This window comes from Microbacterium sp. ZW T5_56 (genome assembly GCF_044987425.1).
Classification (GTDB): Bacteria; Actinomycetota; Actinomycetes; order Actinomycetales; family Microbacteriaceae; genus Microbacterium.
Genome location: NZ_JBJDRI010000004.1, coordinates 136,168 through 154,472, shown reverse-complemented (window position 1 = coordinate 154,472; position 18,305 = coordinate 136,168). Strand labels below are relative to the sequence as shown.

General features: G+C 69.3%; 17 protein-coding genes. 9 read left to right on the top strand and 8 right to left on the bottom strand.

Going from position 1 to position 18,305, the window contains the following annotated elements; translation table 11 throughout:
* Window positions 1-185: 185 nt before the first annotated feature.
* Window positions 186-740 (bottom strand): PH domain-containing protein, encoded by a 555-nt coding sequence (locus ACI3KU_RS03480; RefSeq protein WP_404920897.1) that lies wholly within the window; start codon window positions 738-740, stop codon window positions 186-188.
* Between the two features lie 63 nt (window positions 741-803).
* Window positions 804-1,592 (bottom strand): biotin--[acetyl-CoA-carboxylase] ligase, encoded by a 789-nt coding sequence (locus ACI3KU_RS03475; RefSeq protein ID WP_404920896.1) that lies wholly within the window; start codon window positions 1,590-1,592, stop codon window positions 804-806.
* Window positions 1,593-1,696: 104 nt separating this feature from the next.
* Here ACI3KU_RS03475 and ACI3KU_RS03470 point away from each other — a divergent pair, with 104 nt between their 5' ends.
* Window positions 1,697-3,298, top strand: coding sequence for an acyl-CoA carboxylase subunit beta (locus tag ACI3KU_RS03470; protein WP_404920895.1), 1,602 nt, complete (start codon window positions 1,697-1,699; stop codon window positions 3,296-3,298).
* Window positions 3,295-3,573, top strand: a complete 279-nt coding sequence (locus ACI3KU_RS03465) for an acyl-CoA carboxylase epsilon subunit (RefSeq protein WP_404920894.1) — start codon at window positions 3,295-3,297, stop codon at window positions 3,571-3,573. The genes ACI3KU_RS03470 and ACI3KU_RS03465 overlap by 4 nt, the downstream gene beginning before the upstream one ends.
* 299 nt (window positions 3,574-3,872) lie before the next feature.
* On the opposite strand, the gene ACI3KU_RS03460 is transcribed toward ACI3KU_RS03465, so the two are convergent.
* The 4 genes from ACI3KU_RS03460 to ACI3KU_RS03445 all read right to left on the bottom strand — a co-directional run bounded on the left by ACI3KU_RS03460 (window position 3,873) and on the right by ACI3KU_RS03445 (window position 8,190).
* Window positions 3,873-4,946: a hypothetical protein gene (locus ACI3KU_RS03460; RefSeq protein WP_404920893.1), complete on the bottom strand. Its 1,074-nt coding sequence runs from the start codon at window positions 4,944-4,946 to the stop codon at window positions 3,873-3,875.
* Window positions 4,943-6,214, bottom strand: coding sequence for a sensor histidine kinase (locus ACI3KU_RS03455; protein WP_404920892.1), 1,272 nt, complete (start codon window positions 6,212-6,214; stop codon window positions 4,943-4,945). Before ACI3KU_RS03455 ends, ACI3KU_RS03460 begins: the two co-directional genes overlap by 4 nt.
* Window positions 6,204-6,869 carry a response regulator gene (locus ACI3KU_RS03450; protein WP_404920891.1) on the bottom strand — a complete coding sequence of 222 codons (666 nt, stop codon included), beginning with the start codon at window positions 6,867-6,869 and terminating at the stop codon, window positions 6,204-6,206. The genes ACI3KU_RS03455 and ACI3KU_RS03450 overlap by 11 nt, the downstream gene beginning before the upstream one ends.
* A gap of 82 nt (window positions 6,870-6,951) precedes the next feature.
* Window positions 6,952-8,190, bottom strand: a complete 1,239-nt coding sequence (locus ACI3KU_RS03445; protein ID WP_404920890.1) for a class I SAM-dependent RNA methyltransferase — start codon at window positions 8,188-8,190, stop codon at window positions 6,952-6,954.
* A 59-nt stretch (window positions 8,191-8,249) separates the two neighbouring features.
* Here ACI3KU_RS03445 and ACI3KU_RS03440 point away from each other — a divergent pair, with 59 nt between their 5' ends.
* Together ACI3KU_RS03440 and ACI3KU_RS03435 are read left to right on the top strand one after the other, a co-directional pair.
* On the top strand, window positions 8,250-8,894 hold the full coding sequence (locus ACI3KU_RS03440; protein WP_404920889.1) for a Maf family protein: 645 nt from the start codon (window positions 8,250-8,252) through the stop codon (window positions 8,892-8,894).
* A 125-nt stretch (window positions 8,895-9,019) separates the two neighbouring features.
* Window positions 9,020-10,786 (top strand): acetyl/propionyl/methylcrotonyl-CoA carboxylase subunit alpha, encoded by a 1,767-nt coding sequence (locus ACI3KU_RS03435; RefSeq protein WP_404920888.1) that lies wholly within the window; start codon window positions 9,020-9,022, stop codon window positions 10,784-10,786.
* 65 nt (window positions 10,787-10,851) lie between these two features.
* Here ACI3KU_RS03435 and ACI3KU_RS03430 read toward each other — a convergent pair whose 3' ends face one another.
* Both ACI3KU_RS03430 and ACI3KU_RS03425 read right to left on the bottom strand, forming a co-directional pair.
* Window positions 10,852-11,829 (bottom strand): hypothetical protein, encoded by a 978-nt coding sequence (locus tag ACI3KU_RS03430; protein ID WP_404920887.1) that lies wholly within the window; start codon window positions 11,827-11,829, stop codon window positions 10,852-10,854.
* Between the two features lie 41 nt (window positions 11,830-11,870).
* Entirely contained in the window at window positions 11,871-13,322 is a 1,452-nt protein-coding gene (locus ACI3KU_RS03425) for an NAD(P)H-quinone dehydrogenase (RefSeq protein WP_404920886.1), read from the bottom strand.
* 161 nt (window positions 13,323-13,483) lie between these two features.
* Here ACI3KU_RS03425 and ACI3KU_RS03420 point away from each other — a divergent pair, with 161 nt between their 5' ends.
* The 5 genes from ACI3KU_RS03420 (at window position 13,484) to ACI3KU_RS03400 (ending at window position 18,304) form a co-directional block, all read left to right on the top strand.
* On the top strand, window positions 13,484-14,317 hold the full coding sequence (locus tag ACI3KU_RS03420) for a purine-nucleoside phosphorylase (RefSeq protein ID WP_404920885.1): 834 nt from the start codon (window positions 13,484-13,486) through the stop codon (window positions 14,315-14,317).
* On the top strand, window positions 14,317-15,984 hold the full coding sequence (locus tag ACI3KU_RS03415; RefSeq protein ID WP_404920884.1) for a phospho-sugar mutase: 1,668 nt from the start codon (window positions 14,317-14,319) through the stop codon (window positions 15,982-15,984). Before ACI3KU_RS03420 ends, ACI3KU_RS03415 begins: the two co-directional genes overlap by 1 nt.
* A 125-nt stretch (window positions 15,985-16,109) precedes the next feature.
* Window positions 16,110-17,447 carry an MFS transporter gene (locus ACI3KU_RS03410; protein WP_404920883.1) on the top strand — a complete coding sequence of 446 codons (1,338 nt, stop codon included), beginning with the start codon at window positions 16,110-16,112 and terminating at the stop codon, window positions 17,445-17,447.
* 9 nt (window positions 17,448-17,456) lie between these two features.
* Window positions 17,457-18,041, top strand: a complete 585-nt coding sequence (locus ACI3KU_RS03405; protein ID WP_404920882.1) for a GNAT family N-acetyltransferase — start codon at window positions 17,457-17,459, stop codon at window positions 18,039-18,041.
* Window positions 18,038-18,304 (top strand): HPr family phosphocarrier protein, encoded by a 267-nt coding sequence (locus tag ACI3KU_RS03400; protein WP_404920881.1) that lies wholly within the window; start codon window positions 18,038-18,040, stop codon window positions 18,302-18,304. The genes ACI3KU_RS03405 and ACI3KU_RS03400 overlap by 4 nt, the downstream gene beginning before the upstream one ends.
* Window position 18,305 lies beyond the last annotated feature (1 nt).

Below are 18,305 nucleotides of genomic sequence, written 5' to 3'. Positions count from 1 at the left end.
CTCTTCACCCCGCGCCCGCCCGCACCCGCGCGGGCAAAACCCCCGCACCCTGAAGGCGCACTCAGAACCCGCGAGGCTTCCGTCTGTGGGCGAGAATCAGCGCAACGCGGCGAGTGTCGCCCACACACGGAAGTCTCGCGGTTGGGGCGAGTGTCGCGAGGGGCGAGCGCGAGGTGCGACGCGCGTCAGATGAGGGGGCCCGTGGTGCCGGCTTGCTGGTCGCGGTGGGCGAGGATCTGGTTCACCTCGACCTGGTCGACCAGGACCTCGTGGACCAGGCGGGCGTGCGGGACATCTGTGAGATGCAGCGGGGGTTCCACGCCGTTCGAGAGGGTGAGGGTTCCGCTCCCCCACAGCCGCTGCAGCGGGCCGCGGCGCAGCGACACCGTGTACCCGCGAGCGTGAGAGAGCTCACGACGACGACGCGAGAAGAGCCCGTCCGCCACGATCACCCGACGGGTGGTGATGGTCACCCGTCGGGTGGACCAGATGACGTACGGCACCAGCACCAGCAGGACGACGATGATCGCGCCCGCCAGCCACAGCATGAGGTCGGTCAGCCACGGCACCGGCGGGTTGCCCGTGAACCATCCGACCGCAGCGGCCGTGGCGATCAGCACCAGCGCCGACCAGAACAGTCGTCGTGCGTGCGGGTGCATTCGCGCGATGAGCAGTTCGGGCACCGGCGATCCGGGTGCCGGCGTGAGCGGGCGCCCCCCGATCGATCCCGGTTCGGTCATGACTCCATTGTCCCCTCTCACGTCGCGGACGCGGGCAGCGGCGCGCCCCGACGACCGCCCGCGTCAGAAACGCAGGTGCACGATGTCGCCCGCCGACACCGACTCCGCCTGGATGGCCCCGGCGGGAGTCACCTGCAGTCGCCCTTCGGCGTCGATCCCCGAGGCGATGCCCTCCAGCAGCGACCCGTCGGGAAGGGAGACGCGCACCGGGAGTCCGAGCGTGCCGCACGCCGCGACGACCTCCGCGTGCAGGCCGCTCGCCACCGCGTCGCCACCGGCAGCGGTCAGAGCGACGAGCGCGCGATCCAGACGCACCAGATAGTCGGCGCTGAGACGGTCCTCGTCGCAGACCTCCCCTTCCACGGCGAAAGAGGTAGCCGTCTCGACGGGCAGCTGTTCGGGCGACATGGCGGTGTTGATCCCGGACCCGACCACGACAGCCGCGAAGTCGAGCGTCGCCTCCGCGAGGATGCCGCAGATCTTCCGGCCTCCCACGAGAACGTCGTTCGGCCACTTGAGCGCGACGTCCTGGTCCGGCAGCTGGGCGCGGATCGCCTCGGTCATCGCCCACCCGGCCGCCAGGGGAATCCAACCGCGCGCCTCGATGGGCAGCTCACCCACGTGCAGCAACACGCTGAGCGCGAGCGCGGATCCGGGCGGGGTCTCCCAGCGCCGATCCAGTCGCCCCCGCCCCGAGCGCTGGTCGGTCGTCAGCAGCACGGACAGGTGCGGATAGTCCTCGACCGAGGCCGCCGCCACCAGATCCGCGTTCGTGGACCCGGTGTGCTCGGCCACCTGGACGCGGGGGCTCACGGCTGCGGTGAGGGGGTATCCGCTCGCGGGAATCGTCATACCGGCACCCTATGCCGAGCGGCGGAGGGGCTGCGACGGGTACAGAACCCGCGGTGCGTGATTGTCGATTCGCCACACGTGTTCGACGAGGCACCGCTACTAGGGTGGAATCCGTGACCGACGAGACCTACGACTTCGCGACGACCGCTGGCAAGATCGCCGACCTCCGTGCCCGTTTCACCGAGGCCGTCGTGCAGCCCGAGAAGCTGGCCCAGGACAAGCAGCACGCGAAGGGCAAGCTGACCGCACGCGAGCGCCTCGAGATGCTCGTGGACCAGGGCAGCTTCGTCGAGTTCGACGAGTACGTGCGCCACCGCACCACGGCATTCGGCATGGATCGCTCCCGGCCCTACGGCGACTCGGTGGTCACCGGCATCGGCACCATCAACGGGCGCACCGTCGCGCTCTACTCGCAGGACTTCACCACCTTCGGCGGCTCGCTCGGTGAAGTCTCCGGCAACAAGATCATCAAGATCATGGAGTACGCGCTGCGCGGCGGGATGCCGATCATCGGCATCCTGGATTCCGGCGGCGCACGCATTCAGGAGGGTGTGCTCGCGCTCAGCAAGTACGGCGAGATCTTCCGCATGAACACCGCCTCCTCCGGCGTGATCCCGCAGATCTCGATCATCATGGGCCCCGCCGCCGGCGGTGCCGTCTACGGCCCGGCGCTCACGGACTTCGTGATCATGGTCGACAAGACCAGCCAGATGTTCGTCACCGGACCCGATGTCATCAAGACCGTCACCGGCGAGGACGTCGGCATGGAGGAACTGGGCGGCGCGTACACGCACAACACCCGCTCCGGTGTGGCGCACTACCTCGCCAGCGATGAAGAGGATGCGATCGACTACGCGCGCACCCTGCTGTCGTTCCTGCCCGACAACAACATGACCGATGCTCCGGGCTACGACTCGCACTTCGAGTTCGAGACGACCGACCTCGATCGCCAGTTGAACACGATCATCCCCGACCTTCCCAACCAGCCCTACGACATGAAGGGCGTCATCGAGAAGATCGTCGACGACGGCGAGTTCCTCGAAGTGCAGCCGCTGTACGCACCCAACATCCTGATCGGCTTCGGCCGCGTGGAGGGTCGCAGCGTCGGCATCATCGCGAACCAGCCCTCGCAGATGGCGGGCACCCTCAACATCGAGGCGGGCGAGAAGGCCGCCCGCTTCGTCCGGTTCTGCGATGCGTTCTCGATCCCGATCGTCACCCTCGTGGATGTTCCGGGCTATCTCCCCGGCACCGACCAGGAGTGGACCGGCGTCATCCGCCGTGGCGCGAAGCTCATCTACGCCTACGCCGAGGCCACCGTGCCGCTGGTGACCGTCATCCTGCGCAAGGCCTATGGCGGCGCCTACATCGTGATGGGCTCCAAGCAGCTCGGCGCCGATGTGAACCTCGCGTGGCCGACCGCGGAGATCGCCGTGATGGGTGGCCAGGGTGCCGTGAACATCCTCTACCGCAGCGAGATCCGTGCCGCGGAGGAAGCCGGCGAGGACGTCAACGCGGTGCGCACGAAGCTCGCCAACGAGTACACCTACAACGTCACGAGCCCGTTCCTGGCGGCCGAGCGCGGCGAGATCGACGGCATCATCGAGCCGGCGGCCACGCGCGTGGCGATCGCGAAGGCACTGCGATCCCTCCGGGGCAAGCGCGCGGAGCTGCCCGCCAAGAAGCACGGGAACATCCCGCTGTGAGCGAGCGCGACACCACCCCCGAGCACGACGCCTCCCCCGAGCAGGACACGGCCCCCGAGCAGGACACGGCCCCGGTCACGCTGGAGATCCGTCGGGGAAATCCCAGTCCCGAGGAGCTGGCGGCGGTGGTCGCCGTGGTCAGCGACGCGTACGCGGCCGAGGTCGCGAGCCTCGAGGCCGGCGAAGGTCCGCGCCCCTCGGCGTGGATGCAGACCCGGCGAAGTCTGCGGCGCCCCTGTGACCGCGCGGTCGGCTGGGGACGCTTCAGCCGCTGAAATCCTCACGATGGGCCATCGCTTGCGCGGTGGCCCATCGTCGTGTCCGCCACGACCGCCGATCTGTCCCCCAAACGACCGACAGACACGAACATGTATGTCGCACATACTGAAGGAACGACGCTCTGCGTTCACCGGTCGGATCGTTTTCAGGGTACGGTCCATGCCGGTGCAGTCTGAGTCATCGGGTGGCTCGGACGCCAGGACGAGGGGTGAGGAACTTCTCCCCCTCGTCGGCGTCCGACCCGAGACTCATGGGGCGACAGATCCACGGGTGACAAGAGGGGCTCCCCCGCGGATCAGTCGCGCGCCCGTGTGGGTTCTTCCGCCATCTGCTGACGCGGGATCTCCTTCCACAGCACCACCGAGTCCTCCTCGTCGGCATCGTCCATTCGACCGACGACAGTGACGGCGACGCGCGGATCGCGCGCGGTGCGAATGATGAGTCGCGAGGCGACAGTGCCCGACACGATGTCCGCCAGCTCACCCCGGATACGATCCAGCGACTGCTGATCCAGCCCGTCGAGACCGCCTTCGTCGAACACCGTGATGGTGCTGCCGCGGCGACGCGCACTGTCTAGCTCCGCCCGAACCCGCTCATCCAACAGACGCGCACCACGCAGCTCGTCTCGGAGGCTGCCCTCGGCCAAACGCGCCTGCGCCCGCTCCTCGGCGGTGAGCTCGCCACCGGACTGGATCACCCGCACCAGGATGGGGGCCGCGACCTGGAGAGCGAAACGCACGCGCACGCGTCGCTCGCGGCGTCGCGTCTCCTGCACGGCCTGCCAGGCGACAGCCGCACGCTGGAGTTCGACGAGGCGCACGGTATCGCGCGCGGCCCGGTCGAGGAAGCCGATCAGCAGCTGAGCACCCACGATCCACATCACCGACCCGGTGAGTCCCTGGCCCAGCGCCACGATCGGGCCGAGCCACGCGATGGTTCCGGCGGCGAGCGCCGCCGTGCCGATCCACGCGAAGCCGGGGCGACGACGCACGGTCGTGACCGTGAGCAGCGCGCCGATCAGCCCGACGTAGCTGGTGGCCCAGGAGTCCGCGCGGTGCGATTCGCCCACGCTCAGCGAGACGGCGGTCGGGACGACGGCAGCGGTCACCACGGCGAGCACGGCCGCCCACACGGGCAGCTTGCTCGGACCTCGGTTGCCCGCCGTCAGCGGCGCATCGGGGTAGGCCGCGGGAATGAGGGAATCAGCGAAGAGGCAGATCGCCGTCGAGATCACTCCGAGCGCGAGGGCGCTCAGGTACACGACGGGAACCGTCGGCACCGCCGTCCACATGAGGCCGCGCACGGCCAGATACACGGCGAACACCAGACCCAGCCCGACCAGGAGCCTGCGCACGGGAAGCACGGTCACAGGAACTCCATCCGCTCCGGGTCGAGACGGGCGCCGATGGCATCCGGCGGGAGCCACCTCATCGTCACCCTCGTGCCCGCGATGGAGGACTGCAGACTCACCGTTCCGCCCACCGCCTCGACCCGCGCGATGATCGAGCCGCGGATTCCGAGGCGATCCTCCGGCACCGCCGCGAGGTCCATGCCCGAACCGAGATCCGAGACGGTGATCTGGCAGCCACCGCGAATCGACTCCACGTCGGTGGTCAGTCCGACGGCGTCCGCGTGCTGGATCGCGTTCGCGACCGCCTGGATCGCCGCCAGCGTCAGGGCACGAGCCACATCGCGCGGAATGGAGGTCTCCGTGGCGCACCGCACCGGCAGGGTGAAGCCGAACCCGTGTGCCGCGGCCGCGATGTCCTGTGCGATGACCCGCGTGGTCACCGGTGTGGTGTCGTCATCGTTCTCCGGGTCCTCCGCGCCGGCGAGACCCGACAGCGCGGCCTGCGCCATCGAGGTGGCGAGCTCGCGTTCACGCGGCGAGTCGGCACGTTCGGCGGCGATGAGCGCGGAGAGCACGCTGTCGTGGATGAGGGCGGCCAGCTCCATCCGCTCCTGCTCCGCTGCATCGATCGCGGCGGCCTCGGCGTAGCTGTCCAGCGCTCGCGCACGCGCGCGGTCCACCGAGATGCCCACCGATCGCGTCATCCACACGATGATCAGCAGCACGAACCCGAAGATGAGCGAGAACGACACGTCGGCCAGGTTCGCCTGCCAGAACACGGCTTCCCCGCCACCCTGGATGATCCGGACGGCCGCGAATCCGAGCGGGATCAGCACGGTGAGCGCGACGGCGAGCGGCAGCGGGAAGGCGAGCGCTGCCCCGACGGTGGCGATGTTGATGAGGAACCAGATCCACGGCTGCTCGGTGGCCGAGACGACGCTCCCCTCCGAGGCGAACGGCCACACCACCAGGAGCGCGATGAACACCACCGTGAACAGTCCAGCGCCACTGCGTGCACCACGCCCGACGATGCCCGTCACGATCATGACGATCAACGCGCCGAAGACCGCGATCACCATGGGCAGATGCCAGGCTCCGGTCTCGGCGCTCCCCAGCGCAGCCACTGCGGCCTGCGCGCCGAACACGATGCAGACCAGCCCGATGACCAGCGCGAAGATGCGCTCGATGCGCGCGCGGGTGAAACCGCCCGATTCCGGGATCGATCCCCAGAACAGCGGCTCGGCGTCGACGTCGGCGCTTCGTCTGCGGCGGGAATCAGCCGGCACGATGCGCGTTCTTGTCCGCATCATCGATGATTCCGTCCTCCATCGCGCGCATGAGGAGGTCGACCTTGGTGGGCGCTGGACGCCCCACATCGGTGTACTTCGCCCGAACGCGCGCGATGTTCTCCTTGGCAGTGCTGAAGGCGATGCCCAGGCGGTCGGCCACGACCTTCAGCGGCAGACCCGTGGCGTAGAGGGCGAGCACCTCCCGCTCCCGCTGGGACAGCTGCGCCGCAGCGAAGTCGGCGTCGCCATCGACGGCACTCGCCCACTCCACGTTGTCCAGCGGACGACCCTCTGCCACCGTGTGGACAGCAGCGATCACCTCGCCGATGGGGGCCGACTTGCTCACCACGCCGATCGCACCGGCCACCAGCGACTCGCGAACCGCGGCAGGCCGATCGGCCACGCTGTGGATGATCACGGCGGAGCCGTCGAGCACGATACGGCGGACGTTGTCGGTGATGGCGCTGCCGTCGCCGAGACCGAGATCCAGCACGGCGACATCCGCGGGCGCCTCGGTGCTGCCGCGGCGCCACCGCAGGTAGGACGTGACGTCCTCACCGCTGAAGATGACGTCGGCGCCCTCGCGCAGCAGCGCTGCTTCCAGTCCCAGACGAACCGACTCGTGGTCGTCGATGAGGCACACGCGGATCATAGGGTCAGCCTAGCGGCGCGCGCGAACCCCGACATCTCGGGGCTCGCGCCGGTCCGCTGCTGTTGTTACATCAGCGGATGGATCAGCCCGCGCGACGCAGCAGCGCGACCGTCTCCAGGTGGTGGGAGTGCGGGAAGAGATCGAACGCCTCGATCTCCTCCGCCGCGTAGCCCAGCTCGCCGAAGGTGCCCAGGTCCCGCGCCAGGGCGACGGGGTCGCACGCGACGTACACGATGGTGCGCGGTGACAGCGCCGCGAGGTCGGTGACCACTCCGCGACCGGCACCGGTGCGCGGCGGATCCAGCACGACGACGCCCTGCGACAGCCGCTCCTTCTCCCGCGTGGACGCGCCCTGCACGAGGGAGCGCAGATACCGGTCGACCCGTGCGGTCTCGGCACGCGCTCCCACCCACTCCGCGAGGTTCTCCCCCGCGTGCTCGGTGGCGCGGGCATCGGATTCCACACTGGTGACGCGTGTGCCACCGAGACCGGCGACCGTGGCGCCGAACAGGCCCACACCGCCGTACAGGTCCAGGTGCCAGGCGTCGGGATCGATCTGGTCTCCGGCCAGGAGACGGCGGATCGCCGCGTCCAGCGTCGCGGCCGCGCCACGGTGCACCTGCCAGAAGCCATCGGCGTCGACCTGGAACCCACGATCACCGACGGTCTCGATGATCACGTCGTGCTGCTCGCGCGGGTCCTGCTCGGCGCGGCGGTTGACCACGCGGACGCGTCCGTCGGCGGGCTGGACCAGGTCGATGCGATCGCCACGACCGGCGAAGAGCTTGTCTGCCGCACGCTCGATCGGGAGGGTGGCGAGCGGAAGCTGCTCCACCGGGATCACGCGGTGACTGCGCGCGGCGTAGGGACCGACGTTGCCGGCATCGTCCACGTGCAGACTCACGCGGGTGCGCCAGCGCAGACCGTCGGTCTCGCCGTCAACCGGCGCGACGTCCACGGCGCGCTCGATGCCGCCGAATCGGCGCAGCGCATCGGTCAGCACGTCAGACTTCAGCGTCCGCTGGTGCGCGAGGTCGATGTGGCCGAAGTCGGCTCCGCCGGGCCGATCCTCCGGCGCGTTGGCGACGTCCGCGGGTGCCCACACGTGGGGGCGACGGTGCGCGGATGCCTCCAGCACCTCCACCGTCTCGGCGCGCCAGAACGACTTCTTGTTGGTGTCGGTGAGCCGCGCTCGAACCGTCTCGCCGGGGATGGCATCGGACACGAACACCACGCGTCCCTCGTGGCGGGCGACGAAGACGCCGCCGTGAGCGACGCCGGTGATGGTCAGGTCGAGGGTGTCTTCATCAGGAGTGGGCACTGCTCGATTCTCCCATGGGCTCGCAGGGCATCCGGCGTGAGACTGGATAGCCTGTCCTCATGCAGGTGCTGCTCGCGTCCACGTCTCCCGCCCGTCTCATGCTGTTGCGCCAGGCCGGCATCGAGCCGCTGCTGCATTCCCCGGGCGTCGATGAGGATGCGGCGGTGGCTGATCTCGAAGCAGAGCTCGGGCACCCGCTCTCGCCGACGGAGCATGTGCAGGTGCTCGCGTCGCTGAAGGCCGCGGCGATGGCTGAGCAGATCGACGCGGTGGCCCCGGGTTTCGACGGCATCGTGATCGGCGGCGATTCGATGTTCGAACTGGACGGCACCGTTTACGGCAAGCCGCATGAGCCGGCTGTGGCGCGCGAGCGCTGGCAGCGCATGCGTGGCCGGACCGGTGTGTTGTACTCCGGTCACAGCGTGCTGCGGGTGCGCAGCGGCGTCGTCGAGGGTCAGGCCGACGCGGTGGCTGCCGCCTCCGTGTCGTTCGTCGATGACCTCACCGACGCCGAACTGGACGCCTACATCGCCAGCGGTGAGCCGCTGCAGGTGGCGGGAGCGTTCACCCTCGACAGCCTGGGCGGGCCCTTCATCGATCGGATCGAGGGCGAGCCGTCCACCGTGATCGGCATGTCGCTGTCCACCCTGCGACGACTCGCCGCGCGGCTCGGCGTGGCGTGGCCGACCCTCTGGAACCGGTAATCGGACCCCCGCGGCGGTGTGATCACAGCCTCGGGCGACTTTGGTAGCTCCTCTGAAACGTATTTCAGGGTTTCTTGTCGAGAGTGCTCAAAAGATCGCGCATCCGTCGCGGTAGTCTGGCACTCATGCCTGCAATCTCGAAGGTCTTGATCGCTAACCGCGGCGAGATCGCCGTCCGCATCATTCGCGCAGCACGAGACGCGGGAATCGCGTCCGTTGCCGTCTACGCCGATCAGGATCGGGATGCGATGCACGCCCGCCTGGCCGATGAGGCGTACGCTCTCGAGGGCTCCACCTCGGCCTCGACCTACCTGGTCATCGACAAGATCCTCTCGGTCGCCCGCCGCGCGGGCGCAGACGCCGTCCACCCCGGCTACGGCTTCCTCGCGGAGAACGCCGACTTCGCCCGCGCCGTCATTGGCGCGGGGCTCACCTGGATCGGCCCCTCTCCCGAGGCGATCGAGGCACTCGGTGACAAGGTCACCGCACGTCACGTCGCCGAGAAGGTGGGCGCACCGCTTGCCCCGGGCACCCAGGGCACCATCGAGTCCGCGGACGAGGTCGTCGCCTTCGCCGAGGAGTTCGGTCTGCCCGTCGCCATCAAGGCGGCCTACGGCGGTGGCGGTCGCGGCCTGAAGGTCGCGCGCACCGTCGAGGAGATTCCCGACCTGTTCGACTCCGCCACCCGCGAAGCGGTCGCCGCGTTCGGTCGCGGCGAGTGCTTCGTGGAGAAGTTCCTCGACAAGCCGCGCCACGTCGAGACCCAGTGCCTGGCGGACTCCGCGGGCAACGTCGTGGTTGTCTCCACGCGCGACTGCTCGCTGCAGCGTCGCAACCAGAAGCTGGTTGAAGAGGCCCCCGCGCCGTTCCTTACCGACGAGCAGAACGACCTGCTGTACTCGGCGTCGAAGGCCATCCTGAAGGAGGTCGGCTATGTCGGCGCGGGAACCTGCGAGTTCCTCATCGGCGCCGACGGCACCGTGTCGTTCCTCGAGGTCAACACGCGCCTACAGGTGGAGCACCCGGTCTCCGAAGAAGTCACCGGTCTCGACCTCGTTCGTGAGCAGTTCCGCCTCGCCGAGGGCGGTCTGCTCGACTACGACGATCCGCAGCCGGTGGGACACTCCATCGAGTTCCGCATCAACGGCGAGGATCCGGGTCGCGGCTTCCTCCCCCAGCCCGGCCCCATCAAGGTGTTCAAGACCTTCGGCGGCCCCGGCATCCGGCTCGACTCTGGCGTGACCGCGGGCGACACCGTCTCGGGCGCGTTCGACTCGCTGCTGGCGAAGATCATCGTCACCGGCAAGGATCGCGCCGAGGCGCTGGAGCGCTCGCGTCGCGTGCTGGACGAGTTCGAGGTGGCAGGACTCCCCACGGTGCTCCCGTTCGACCGCCAGGTGGTGCGCGAGCCCGCGTTCACGGCGGAAGACGGCAACTTCGCCGTGCACACCCGCTGGATCGAGACCGAGTTCGTGAACGAGATCCCGGCGTGGGACGGCGAGCTCGAGCCGACCGCTGACGCTGCGGGTCGCCACACCGTGGTGGTCGAGGTCGCGGGAAAGCGCCTCGAGGTGAGCCTGCCCGACCGGATCGTCGGTCCCGCCGTGGGTGCGGGTCGCCCCGTTGCGGCGCCGCCGTCGCGTCGCTCGCACAAGTCCACGGCGTCGGCCGGTGCCTCCGGCGATGCCGTGAAGTCGCCGATGCAGGCCACCGTGGTGAAGATCGCCGTCGAGGAGGGCCAGCAGGTCGTCAAGGGCGATCTGGTCGTCGTCCTCGAGGCGATGAAGATGGAGCAGCCGCTGCAGGCGCACAAGGACGGCGTGATCGGCACGATCAACGCCAGCGCCGGTGAGACCGTGTCCGCCGGACACCAGCTGCTCACCATCAACTGAGACACTGACACGAGAACGGGCCCCGGATCTTCGGGGCCCGTTCTCGTGTTAGTGACGGGTGTTACTCAGTGGCGGCGTGCGCGGTCTACAGCGGCGACGCTCGCGGCCCAGGCCGACAGCTCGCGCTGCGCGAAGGTCGTGCCGAGCGGCTCCCGCCGCGCGGGGTCGGCGAAGAACGCCAGCGCCGCCCAGAGCACCCAGGGATGAACATCGCTGGAGTCCGCGGAGATCGTGAACACCGGGTCTCCCGGTGCCGCCTCGGACGTCGCCGTCGCCAGCTCCGCGTCCACCGCGGCGGGATCCAGGTGCAGCAGGATGGTGGGGATCTCTGCGTCACTTCGGCGTCGCCCACCGAGGCGCATCACCGTCGCCTCGACCCGGCGGATGGCGGTCCAGGGGATCACGGCCACCAGCTCCACACCGGTGACGAGCACGGCCGAGCGCCCGAGGGCGAGGCCCATCGCCCGCTGTCCGAAGGAACCCCCGCGCACCCGTCCGATCGCCATGCGGATCGCGGCCCATCCGAAGAACACGCCGAGCAGGCCCATCACGATGGCGACGAAGACCGCGATCACCAGGTCGCGCGTCGGATCGCGCACGATCACGACGACCGCCGCCACGGCGGCGCCCAGCATCGGCAGCGCCAGCAGCGCGAAGCCGATCACCATCGTCCCGCCGCGTCGTCGCTCCGGGAAGAAGTGCACCCAGTCATCGGGGAGATCGCGCTGCGCGCGTGTCAGGGTGACGGCGTTGATCAGCCGCGGCGGTGACACGGGATGACGCTGCCCGTGGAAGATGAGGATGATCGCGGCGCCGAATCCGGCGACCAGCGCGGCACCGAGGACGCGGCCGAGTACGCCGACGGGCTCATCGGCGGCAGCTTCCAGGGCCGCGGGGTTGACCAGTGCCACCACGGCCAGCGCGATGATCACCCAGCCTGCCGCAAGTGGGAAGCGGGATCGCTGCGGCGGCGTCCACCGACGCGGCCACGGCACCGGCGGCAGGCTCGGCTGCGCGACGGGACCGGCAGATGAAGATCTCACCACGCCAATCTACGGTCAGACACAGCCCACCGCGTGTCGACTCAGACGCCGGCCTCCTGGCGGTTCACCAGGTGCATCGCCCGCATGGCGTCGGTGATCGAGCCGGTGAGCGACGGGTACACGGCGAACACACGCGACACCTGGTCGACGGTGAGGCGGCGCTCGACGGCGATCGCGATCGGGTAGATCAACTCGGACGCGCGCGGGGCGACGATCACGCCGCCGATCACGGTGCCCGATCCCGTCCGCGCGATGATCTTCACGAAGCCGTCCTTCATGCCGATCATCTTGGCGCGGGGGTTCGCTGCCAGCGGGAGCTTGTGCACGACGCCGTCCGCCTTGCCGTCGAGCACATCCTGCTCGGTGAAGCCGACCGACGCGACCTCGGGGGCCGTGAAGATGTTGGCCGTGATGCGCCCCTTCTCCAGCGGGATCACGATGTCGCCGAGCGCGTGGAACACGGCGGTACGGCCCTGCATGGAAGCCACCGAGGCCAGGGGCATGAAGTCGGTGCAGTCGCCGGCGGCGTAGATGTTGGGCACCGAGGTGCGGGCGACGCGGTTGACCACGATATGGCCCGAGTCGGCCAGCTGCACGCCGGCCTCCTCCAGGCCGATCCCGGCCGTGTTGGGGATCGATCCGACGGCCAGGAGGCAGTGACTCCCCTCCACCGTGCGACCGTCGGCGAGCGTGACGACGACGCCGTCATCGCTGCGCTCCACCTTCTCGGCGCGGGACTTGTTGAGCACCTTCATGCCGCCGCGCTTGAACACCTTCTCCAGCACCGCGGCGGCATCGGTGTCTTCGGAGGGCAGGATCTGGTCGCGGCTGGAGATCAGCGTCACCTGCGCGCCGAGGTTCATATAGGCCGAGGCGAACTCCGCACCGGTGACACCCGAGCCCACCACGATGAGATGCTTCGGGAGCTCCTTCATGTCGTACAGCTGCGTCCATGTGAGGATGCGCTCGCCGTCGGGCATCGCGGAGGGAAGACGACGCGGCGATGCGCCCACGGAGACCACCAGGGTGTCGGCCTCGACGCGGTCGAAGTCGGTGCCGCCGGGGCCCGTGGAGACCACCACCGCACGATCCCCTTCCAGACGACCGTGACCGTTGATGATGCGGACGCCGGCGTCGAGCAGCGTGCTGCGCATGTCATCGGACTGCTGGCGAGCCAGGGTGAGCAGTCGCTTGTTGACCGCGGCGAGGTTGATGGCCACCTGCGGCTTCAGCGGCTTGCCGTCGCCGCCCTTCGCGAAGAACTGCACGCCGAGGTCACTGGCCTCGCTGATCGCGACAGCCGCATCGGCCGTGGCGATGAGGGACTTGGAGGGGACGACGTCGGTGATGACCGCGGAACCGCCGACACCGGCGCGCTCCACCAGGGTCACCTCGGCACCCAACTGAGCCGCCGCGATCGCCGCCTCGTAGCCGCCGGGGCCGCCGCCGATGATCGCGAGGGACTGCGTGCGCTCAAAAGAGAGGGATGCCATGCTCCTATTCTCCCCTAACGGCAGGCGCATCATTGCGCGCATGCGGGCGCTGTCCCACCCCCGCGAGAAGCCCGTCACCTGCTGTTCAGCTCCGCGCCACGTGCGCGAATGAGCAGCGGGGTGCTCTGGTGAGGGCCGATCGAGATTCCTAGAGTGGAGGGATGCCTGAGAACCACGACAACCCCCTGGATGTTGCGACCACCGATCCGTTCGATGTCGCACGCACCGCAGCCGCCGACATCGCACGCCTCACAGGTGTGGAGCACCATGACATCGCCCTCACGCTCGGCAGCGGCTGGGGCAAGGCCGCGGACCTCATCGGCGAGACCGTCGCCACGATTCCCGCCACCGAGGTCACCGGATTCTCGAAGCCGGCGCTGGAGGGCCACGTCGGCACCATCCGCAGTCTGCGCACGGACGGCGGCAAGAACGTGCTCATCATCGGTGCCCGCACCCACTACTACGAGGGTCACGGCGCGCGTCGTGTCGTCCACTCCGTGCGCACCGCCGCCGCCACGGGTGCTGGCATCATGGTGCTCACCAACGGTGCCGGCGGCATCAAGGAGACCTGGAAGCCGGGCCAGCCCGTGCTGATCAGCGACCACATCAACCTCACGGCAGACTCCCCCATCGAGGGCGCCAACTTCGTTGATCTCACCGACCTCTACAGCGCGCGCCTGCGCGGCATCGCCCGCGAGGTGGACGCCACGCTCGACGACGGTGTCTACTGCCAGTTCCGCGGACCGCACTACGAGACGCCCGCCGAGGTCCAGATGGCGAAGGCCATCGGCGGCCACATCTGCGGCATGTCCACGGCACTGGAGGCGATCGCCGCACGCCAGTCCGGAATGGAGGTGCTCGGCTTCTCGCTGATCACCAACCTCGCCGCCGGCATCCAGAAGACCCCGCTCAGCCACGCCGAGGTCATCGAGGCCGGGCGCGAGGCCGAGCCGGTGATCTCCGACCTGCTCGCCCGCGTGATCGGACGCCTCTGATGAGCGTCGCGGACGCCGTCGCCCGCGCGGAGGCCTGGCTGGCACAGGATCCCGATCAGACCACGCGGGACGAACTCGCCCAGCTGCTGGAACGCGTCGCCGACGGCGAGGAGAGCGCTGCTGCGGACCTCGTGGACCGCTTCGCCACGCGCCTCGAGTTCGGCACCGCGGGCCTGCGCGGCCGGCTGGAAGCCGGGTCGAACCGCATGAACCGGGTCCTGGTGTCGCAGGCTGCGGCCGGGTTCGCCGCCTATCTGCGGGAGCACGTCGACGGCGTGCCGACCGTGGTGATCGGCTACGACGGTCGCCGGAACTCGCAGGTGTTCGCCACCGATTCCGCGGAGATCTTCGCCGGAGCCGGCCTGCGCGCCATCCTGCTGCCGCGTCTGCTCCCCACCCCGGTGCTGGCGTTCGCCGTGCGCCTGCTGAGGGCCGACGCGGGCGTCATGGTGACGGCCAGCCACAACCCGCCGGACGACAACGGGTACAAGGTGTACCTCGGCGGGGCTGATGACGGGTCTCAGATCGTGTCGCCCGCCGACAAGCAGATCGCCGCGCACATCCAGCGGGTCGCCGACACCCTCGCCGTGCCTGCCCTGCCCCGCTCGAACGACTACACGGTCGCCGACGAGTCGGTGCTGGACGCCTACGTGACAGCAACCGCTGCGGTCGGCCCCGCACCGGCGGCGGGCGCGGATCTGCGCTGGGTCTACACCGCGATGCACGGCGTGGGCTACGAGACCGTCTCCCGGATCATCGCCGAGGCCGGCTATGCCGAGCCGATCCTCGTCGCAGAGCAGATTCAGCCCGACGGTCGATTCCCCACGGTGGCGTTCCCCAATCCGGAGGAGCCGGGCGCGATGGACCTGTCCTTCGCCGCGGCCCGCGCGGCGGGTGCCGATCTCATCATCGCGAACGACCCCGACGCCGATCGGCTGGCCGTCGCCATCCCGGCAGACGTCGAGGGAGGCTGGCGCCGGTTGAGCGGCAATGAAGTGGGCCTGCTCCTGGGCTGGCAGAACGCCCGCGCAGCGCAGGGCACCGCGGGCGCCTCGCTGGCCTGTTCGCTGGTCTCCTCCCCCGGCCTCGGGGCCGTCGCCGCCCACTACGGCTTGGATTTTCACGAGACGCTCACCGGCTTCAAGTGGATCTCCCGGGCGCCCGGCATGGTCTTCGGTTTCGAGGAGGCGCTGGGCTACCTCGTCAACCCGACGACCGTGCGCGACAAGGACGGCATCTCCGCCGCGATCGCCTTCCTCAAGCTCGTCTCCGATGCTCGCGCCGAAGGGCGCACCGTCGCGGACCTGCTCGACGAGTTCGGCGAGACGTTCGGGCACTTCGCCAGCGGTCAGGTCTCGATCCGCGTGGAGGATATCTCACTGATCGGTCGCATCATGGCGGGGCTGCGCGCCCAGCCGCCGGCCGCGTTCGGCGATGACGCCGTGGCCGTGGCGGAGGATCTGCTGCAGGCGCCCGAGGGCACGCCGTCGGGTGACGTGCTGCGCTACCGGCTCGCCTCGGGCTCGCGCATCGTGGTGCGTCCGAGCGGCACCGAGCCGAAGCTCAAGGTCTACCTGGACGCGAAGGCGGAGTCCGCCGCGGCGTCCCAGGCGCGCATCGCGGCCATGGACGCCGCGGTTCGGGAGCTGCTGAGCACGTTCTCCTGATACCGCACGTTCTCCTGATACCGCGATGACGGGTGGGACGGCACGACCGTCCCACCCTTCATCGCGTCTCGACACGGGAGCTCGGGCACCGTAGGATTCTCGAGATATATCGCGAAGAGGGAATGATGACAGACGCCACCGCCGACGCCTCGCCACAGGTCACGGATCCGCCTCACTGGATGCGCGGTCTGCTGCTGTTCTTCGGCGGCCAGACCGTCAGCCTCCTCGGCTCGATGCTGGTGCAGTACGCCATCTTCTGGTACCTCACGATGGAGTTCCGCTCCGGTTCGATCATGATGCTGGCCGCCCTCTTCGGCTTCCTCCCCCAGGCGATCGTGTCGATCTTCGGTGGGGTGTGGGCCGACCGCCACAACCGCAAGCTGCTGATCATCGCCGCCGACGGATCCATCGCCCTCACCACCGCGATCCTCGCGGCGCTGCTGCTGGTGGGGTACGCGCCGCTATGGCTGATCTTCCTCACCCTGGCGATCCGGTCGGCCGGAGCCGGCATCCAGACTCCCGCGGTCTCGGCGATGATCCCGCAGATCAGCCCGCAGCGACACCTCATGCGCGTCAACGGCATCATGCAGACCATCAACTCGATCATGATGCTCATCGCCCCGGCCGCGGCGGGCGCGATCTTCGCGTGGGCCACGCTTCGCACCGGGTCAGGGCTCCAGGCGCTGCTGCCGATCTTCGTGATCGACGTCGTCACCGCCGCGGTCGGCATCGGCCTGCTGGCGCTGGTGCGCGTGCGCAAGGTCGATCGCTCGGCGGAGGAGCCGGTCGGGTATTTCGCCGATCTGGTCGCGGGAGTGCGCTACGTGTTCGGTCATGCCTTCGTGCGCTGGCTGCTGGTGCTCTACGCGGTGGTGTTCCTCTTCACCGTTGCGCCCTCCAACCTCACCCCGCTGATGGTGGTTCGCACGTTCCCCGCCGGCGATGAGGCCGGGGATGTCATCAACCTCACGATTTTGGAGCTGGCCTTCAGCATCGGCATGGCTCTGGGCGGCATCCTCGTCGCTGTCTGGGCCGCCAAGCGCGACCGCATCACGCTGATCACGTCCGCCTCCCTCGCCTTCGCCGTGCTGTCGATCGTGCTGGGCCTCTCCCCCAACGTCTGGATCTTCTTCGGCGCGATGTTCCTCACCGGCCTCGTCGTGCCGTTCTTCGGCACCACCGCGATGACGCTGCTGCAGGAGACCGTGGAGCCGGAGCGACAGGGGCGCGTGTTCGGCTTCGTCGGCATCGTGATGGCACTCGCGATGCCCGTGGGCATGCTGGGCTTCGGGCCGCTCGCCGACATCATGCCGGTGGAGGTGCTGCTCGTGGCGGCGGGGATCGCCACGATCGTGGTGGTCACGATCGCGATGCTGATCCCGGCGGGGCGGCGCGCCGTGGCCTCCGCACGTGCCATGAGCCGAACCGCCGGCGAGAACGGGGATGCCTCGGCGGATGCCTAGACTGGGCGCATGATCGACGCTCCCGTCACTCTCACCGGAAACCGCGTCCGCCTCGAGCCGTTGAGTGAGGCACACGCCGACGGGCTGCGGGCCGCAGCGGCAGGCAACACCGACGCGCTCTGGTACACGGTGGCACCACGACCGGACGGCATCGACGAGGACATCGCGACCCGCCTGGCCGAGCGCGATCGCGGCACGATGAACCCGTTCGCGGTCCGACGCTTAGATGATGACACGATCATCGGCGAGACGACCTTCTGCAACGTGCAGCCCGAGCTTCCGCGCACGGAGATCGGGTATACCTGGCTGGCGGCCGAGGCGCGCGGCACCGGCGTCAACGCCGAGGCGAAGCTGCTCCTGCTCGGCCACGCCTTCGACGCGTGCGGCGTGATCGCCGTGGAGCTGCGCACGCACTTCCACAACTTCACCTCGCGACGGGCGATCGAGCGCCTCGGTGCGAAGCAGGACGGCATCTTCCGCAACCACCGCTTCGGCCCGGACGGCACCCTCCGCGACACGGTGGTGTACTCGATCCTCCCGCACGAGTGGCCCACGGTGCGCACGGGGCTGCTCGCCCGCCTCGGCGAGCTGTGACGACCCTCGGGGTCGCCACCGAGGTGGTGCTGGGTCAGGATCTGCACGCCCGCCCGGCAGCCGCCGTCGCGGCGCACGCCGCGGCGTTTCCCGGCACGGTGCTGTTGCGCCCCGCATCCGCTCCCGAGCTGAACGCCGCCAGCGTTCTGACCCTGATGGCGGCTGACCTTCGCGCAGGCACGAGCGTGACGGTCAGCGCTCGCGGTGTGGGAGCCGCCGACATCGTCACCGCGATCGTGGCGGAACTGGCCGCGACGGCCTGAG

Bases quoted from the DNA above. Each gene is read 5' to 3' on its own strand.
- ACI3KU_RS03480 (WP_404920897.1), bottom strand. From the start codon at position 740: ATGACCGAACCGGGATCGATCGGGGGGCGCCCGCTCACGCCGGCACCC.
- ACI3KU_RS03475 (WP_404920896.1), bottom strand. From the start codon at position 1,592: ATGACGATTCCCGCGAGCGGATACCCCCTCACCGCAGCCGTGAGCCCC.
- ACI3KU_RS03450 (WP_404920891.1), bottom strand. From the start codon at position 6,869: ATGATCCGCGTGTGCCTCATCGACGACCACGAGTCGGTTCGTCTGGGA.
- ACI3KU_RS03440 (WP_404920889.1), top strand. From the start codon at position 8,250: ATGCAGGTGCTGCTCGCGTCCACGTCTCCCGCCCGTCTCATGCTGTTG.
- ACI3KU_RS03435 (WP_404920888.1), top strand. From the start codon at position 9,020: ATGCCTGCAATCTCGAAGGTCTTGATCGCTAACCGCGGCGAGATCGCC.
- ACI3KU_RS03425 (WP_404920886.1), bottom strand. From the start codon at position 13,322: ATGGCATCCCTCTCTTTTGAGCGCACGCAGTCCCTCGCGATCATCGGC.
- ACI3KU_RS03420 (WP_404920885.1), top strand. From the start codon at position 13,484: ATGCCTGAGAACCACGACAACCCCCTGGATGTTGCGACCACCGATCCG.
- ACI3KU_RS03415 (WP_404920884.1), top strand. From the start codon at position 14,317: ATGAGCGTCGCGGACGCCGTCGCCCGCGCGGAGGCCTGGCTGGCACAG.
- ACI3KU_RS03410 (WP_404920883.1), top strand. From the start codon at position 16,110: ATGACAGACGCCACCGCCGACGCCTCGCCACAGGTCACGGATCCGCCT.
- ACI3KU_RS03405 (WP_404920882.1), top strand. From the start codon at position 17,457: ATGATCGACGCTCCCGTCACTCTCACCGGAAACCGCGTCCGCCTCGAG.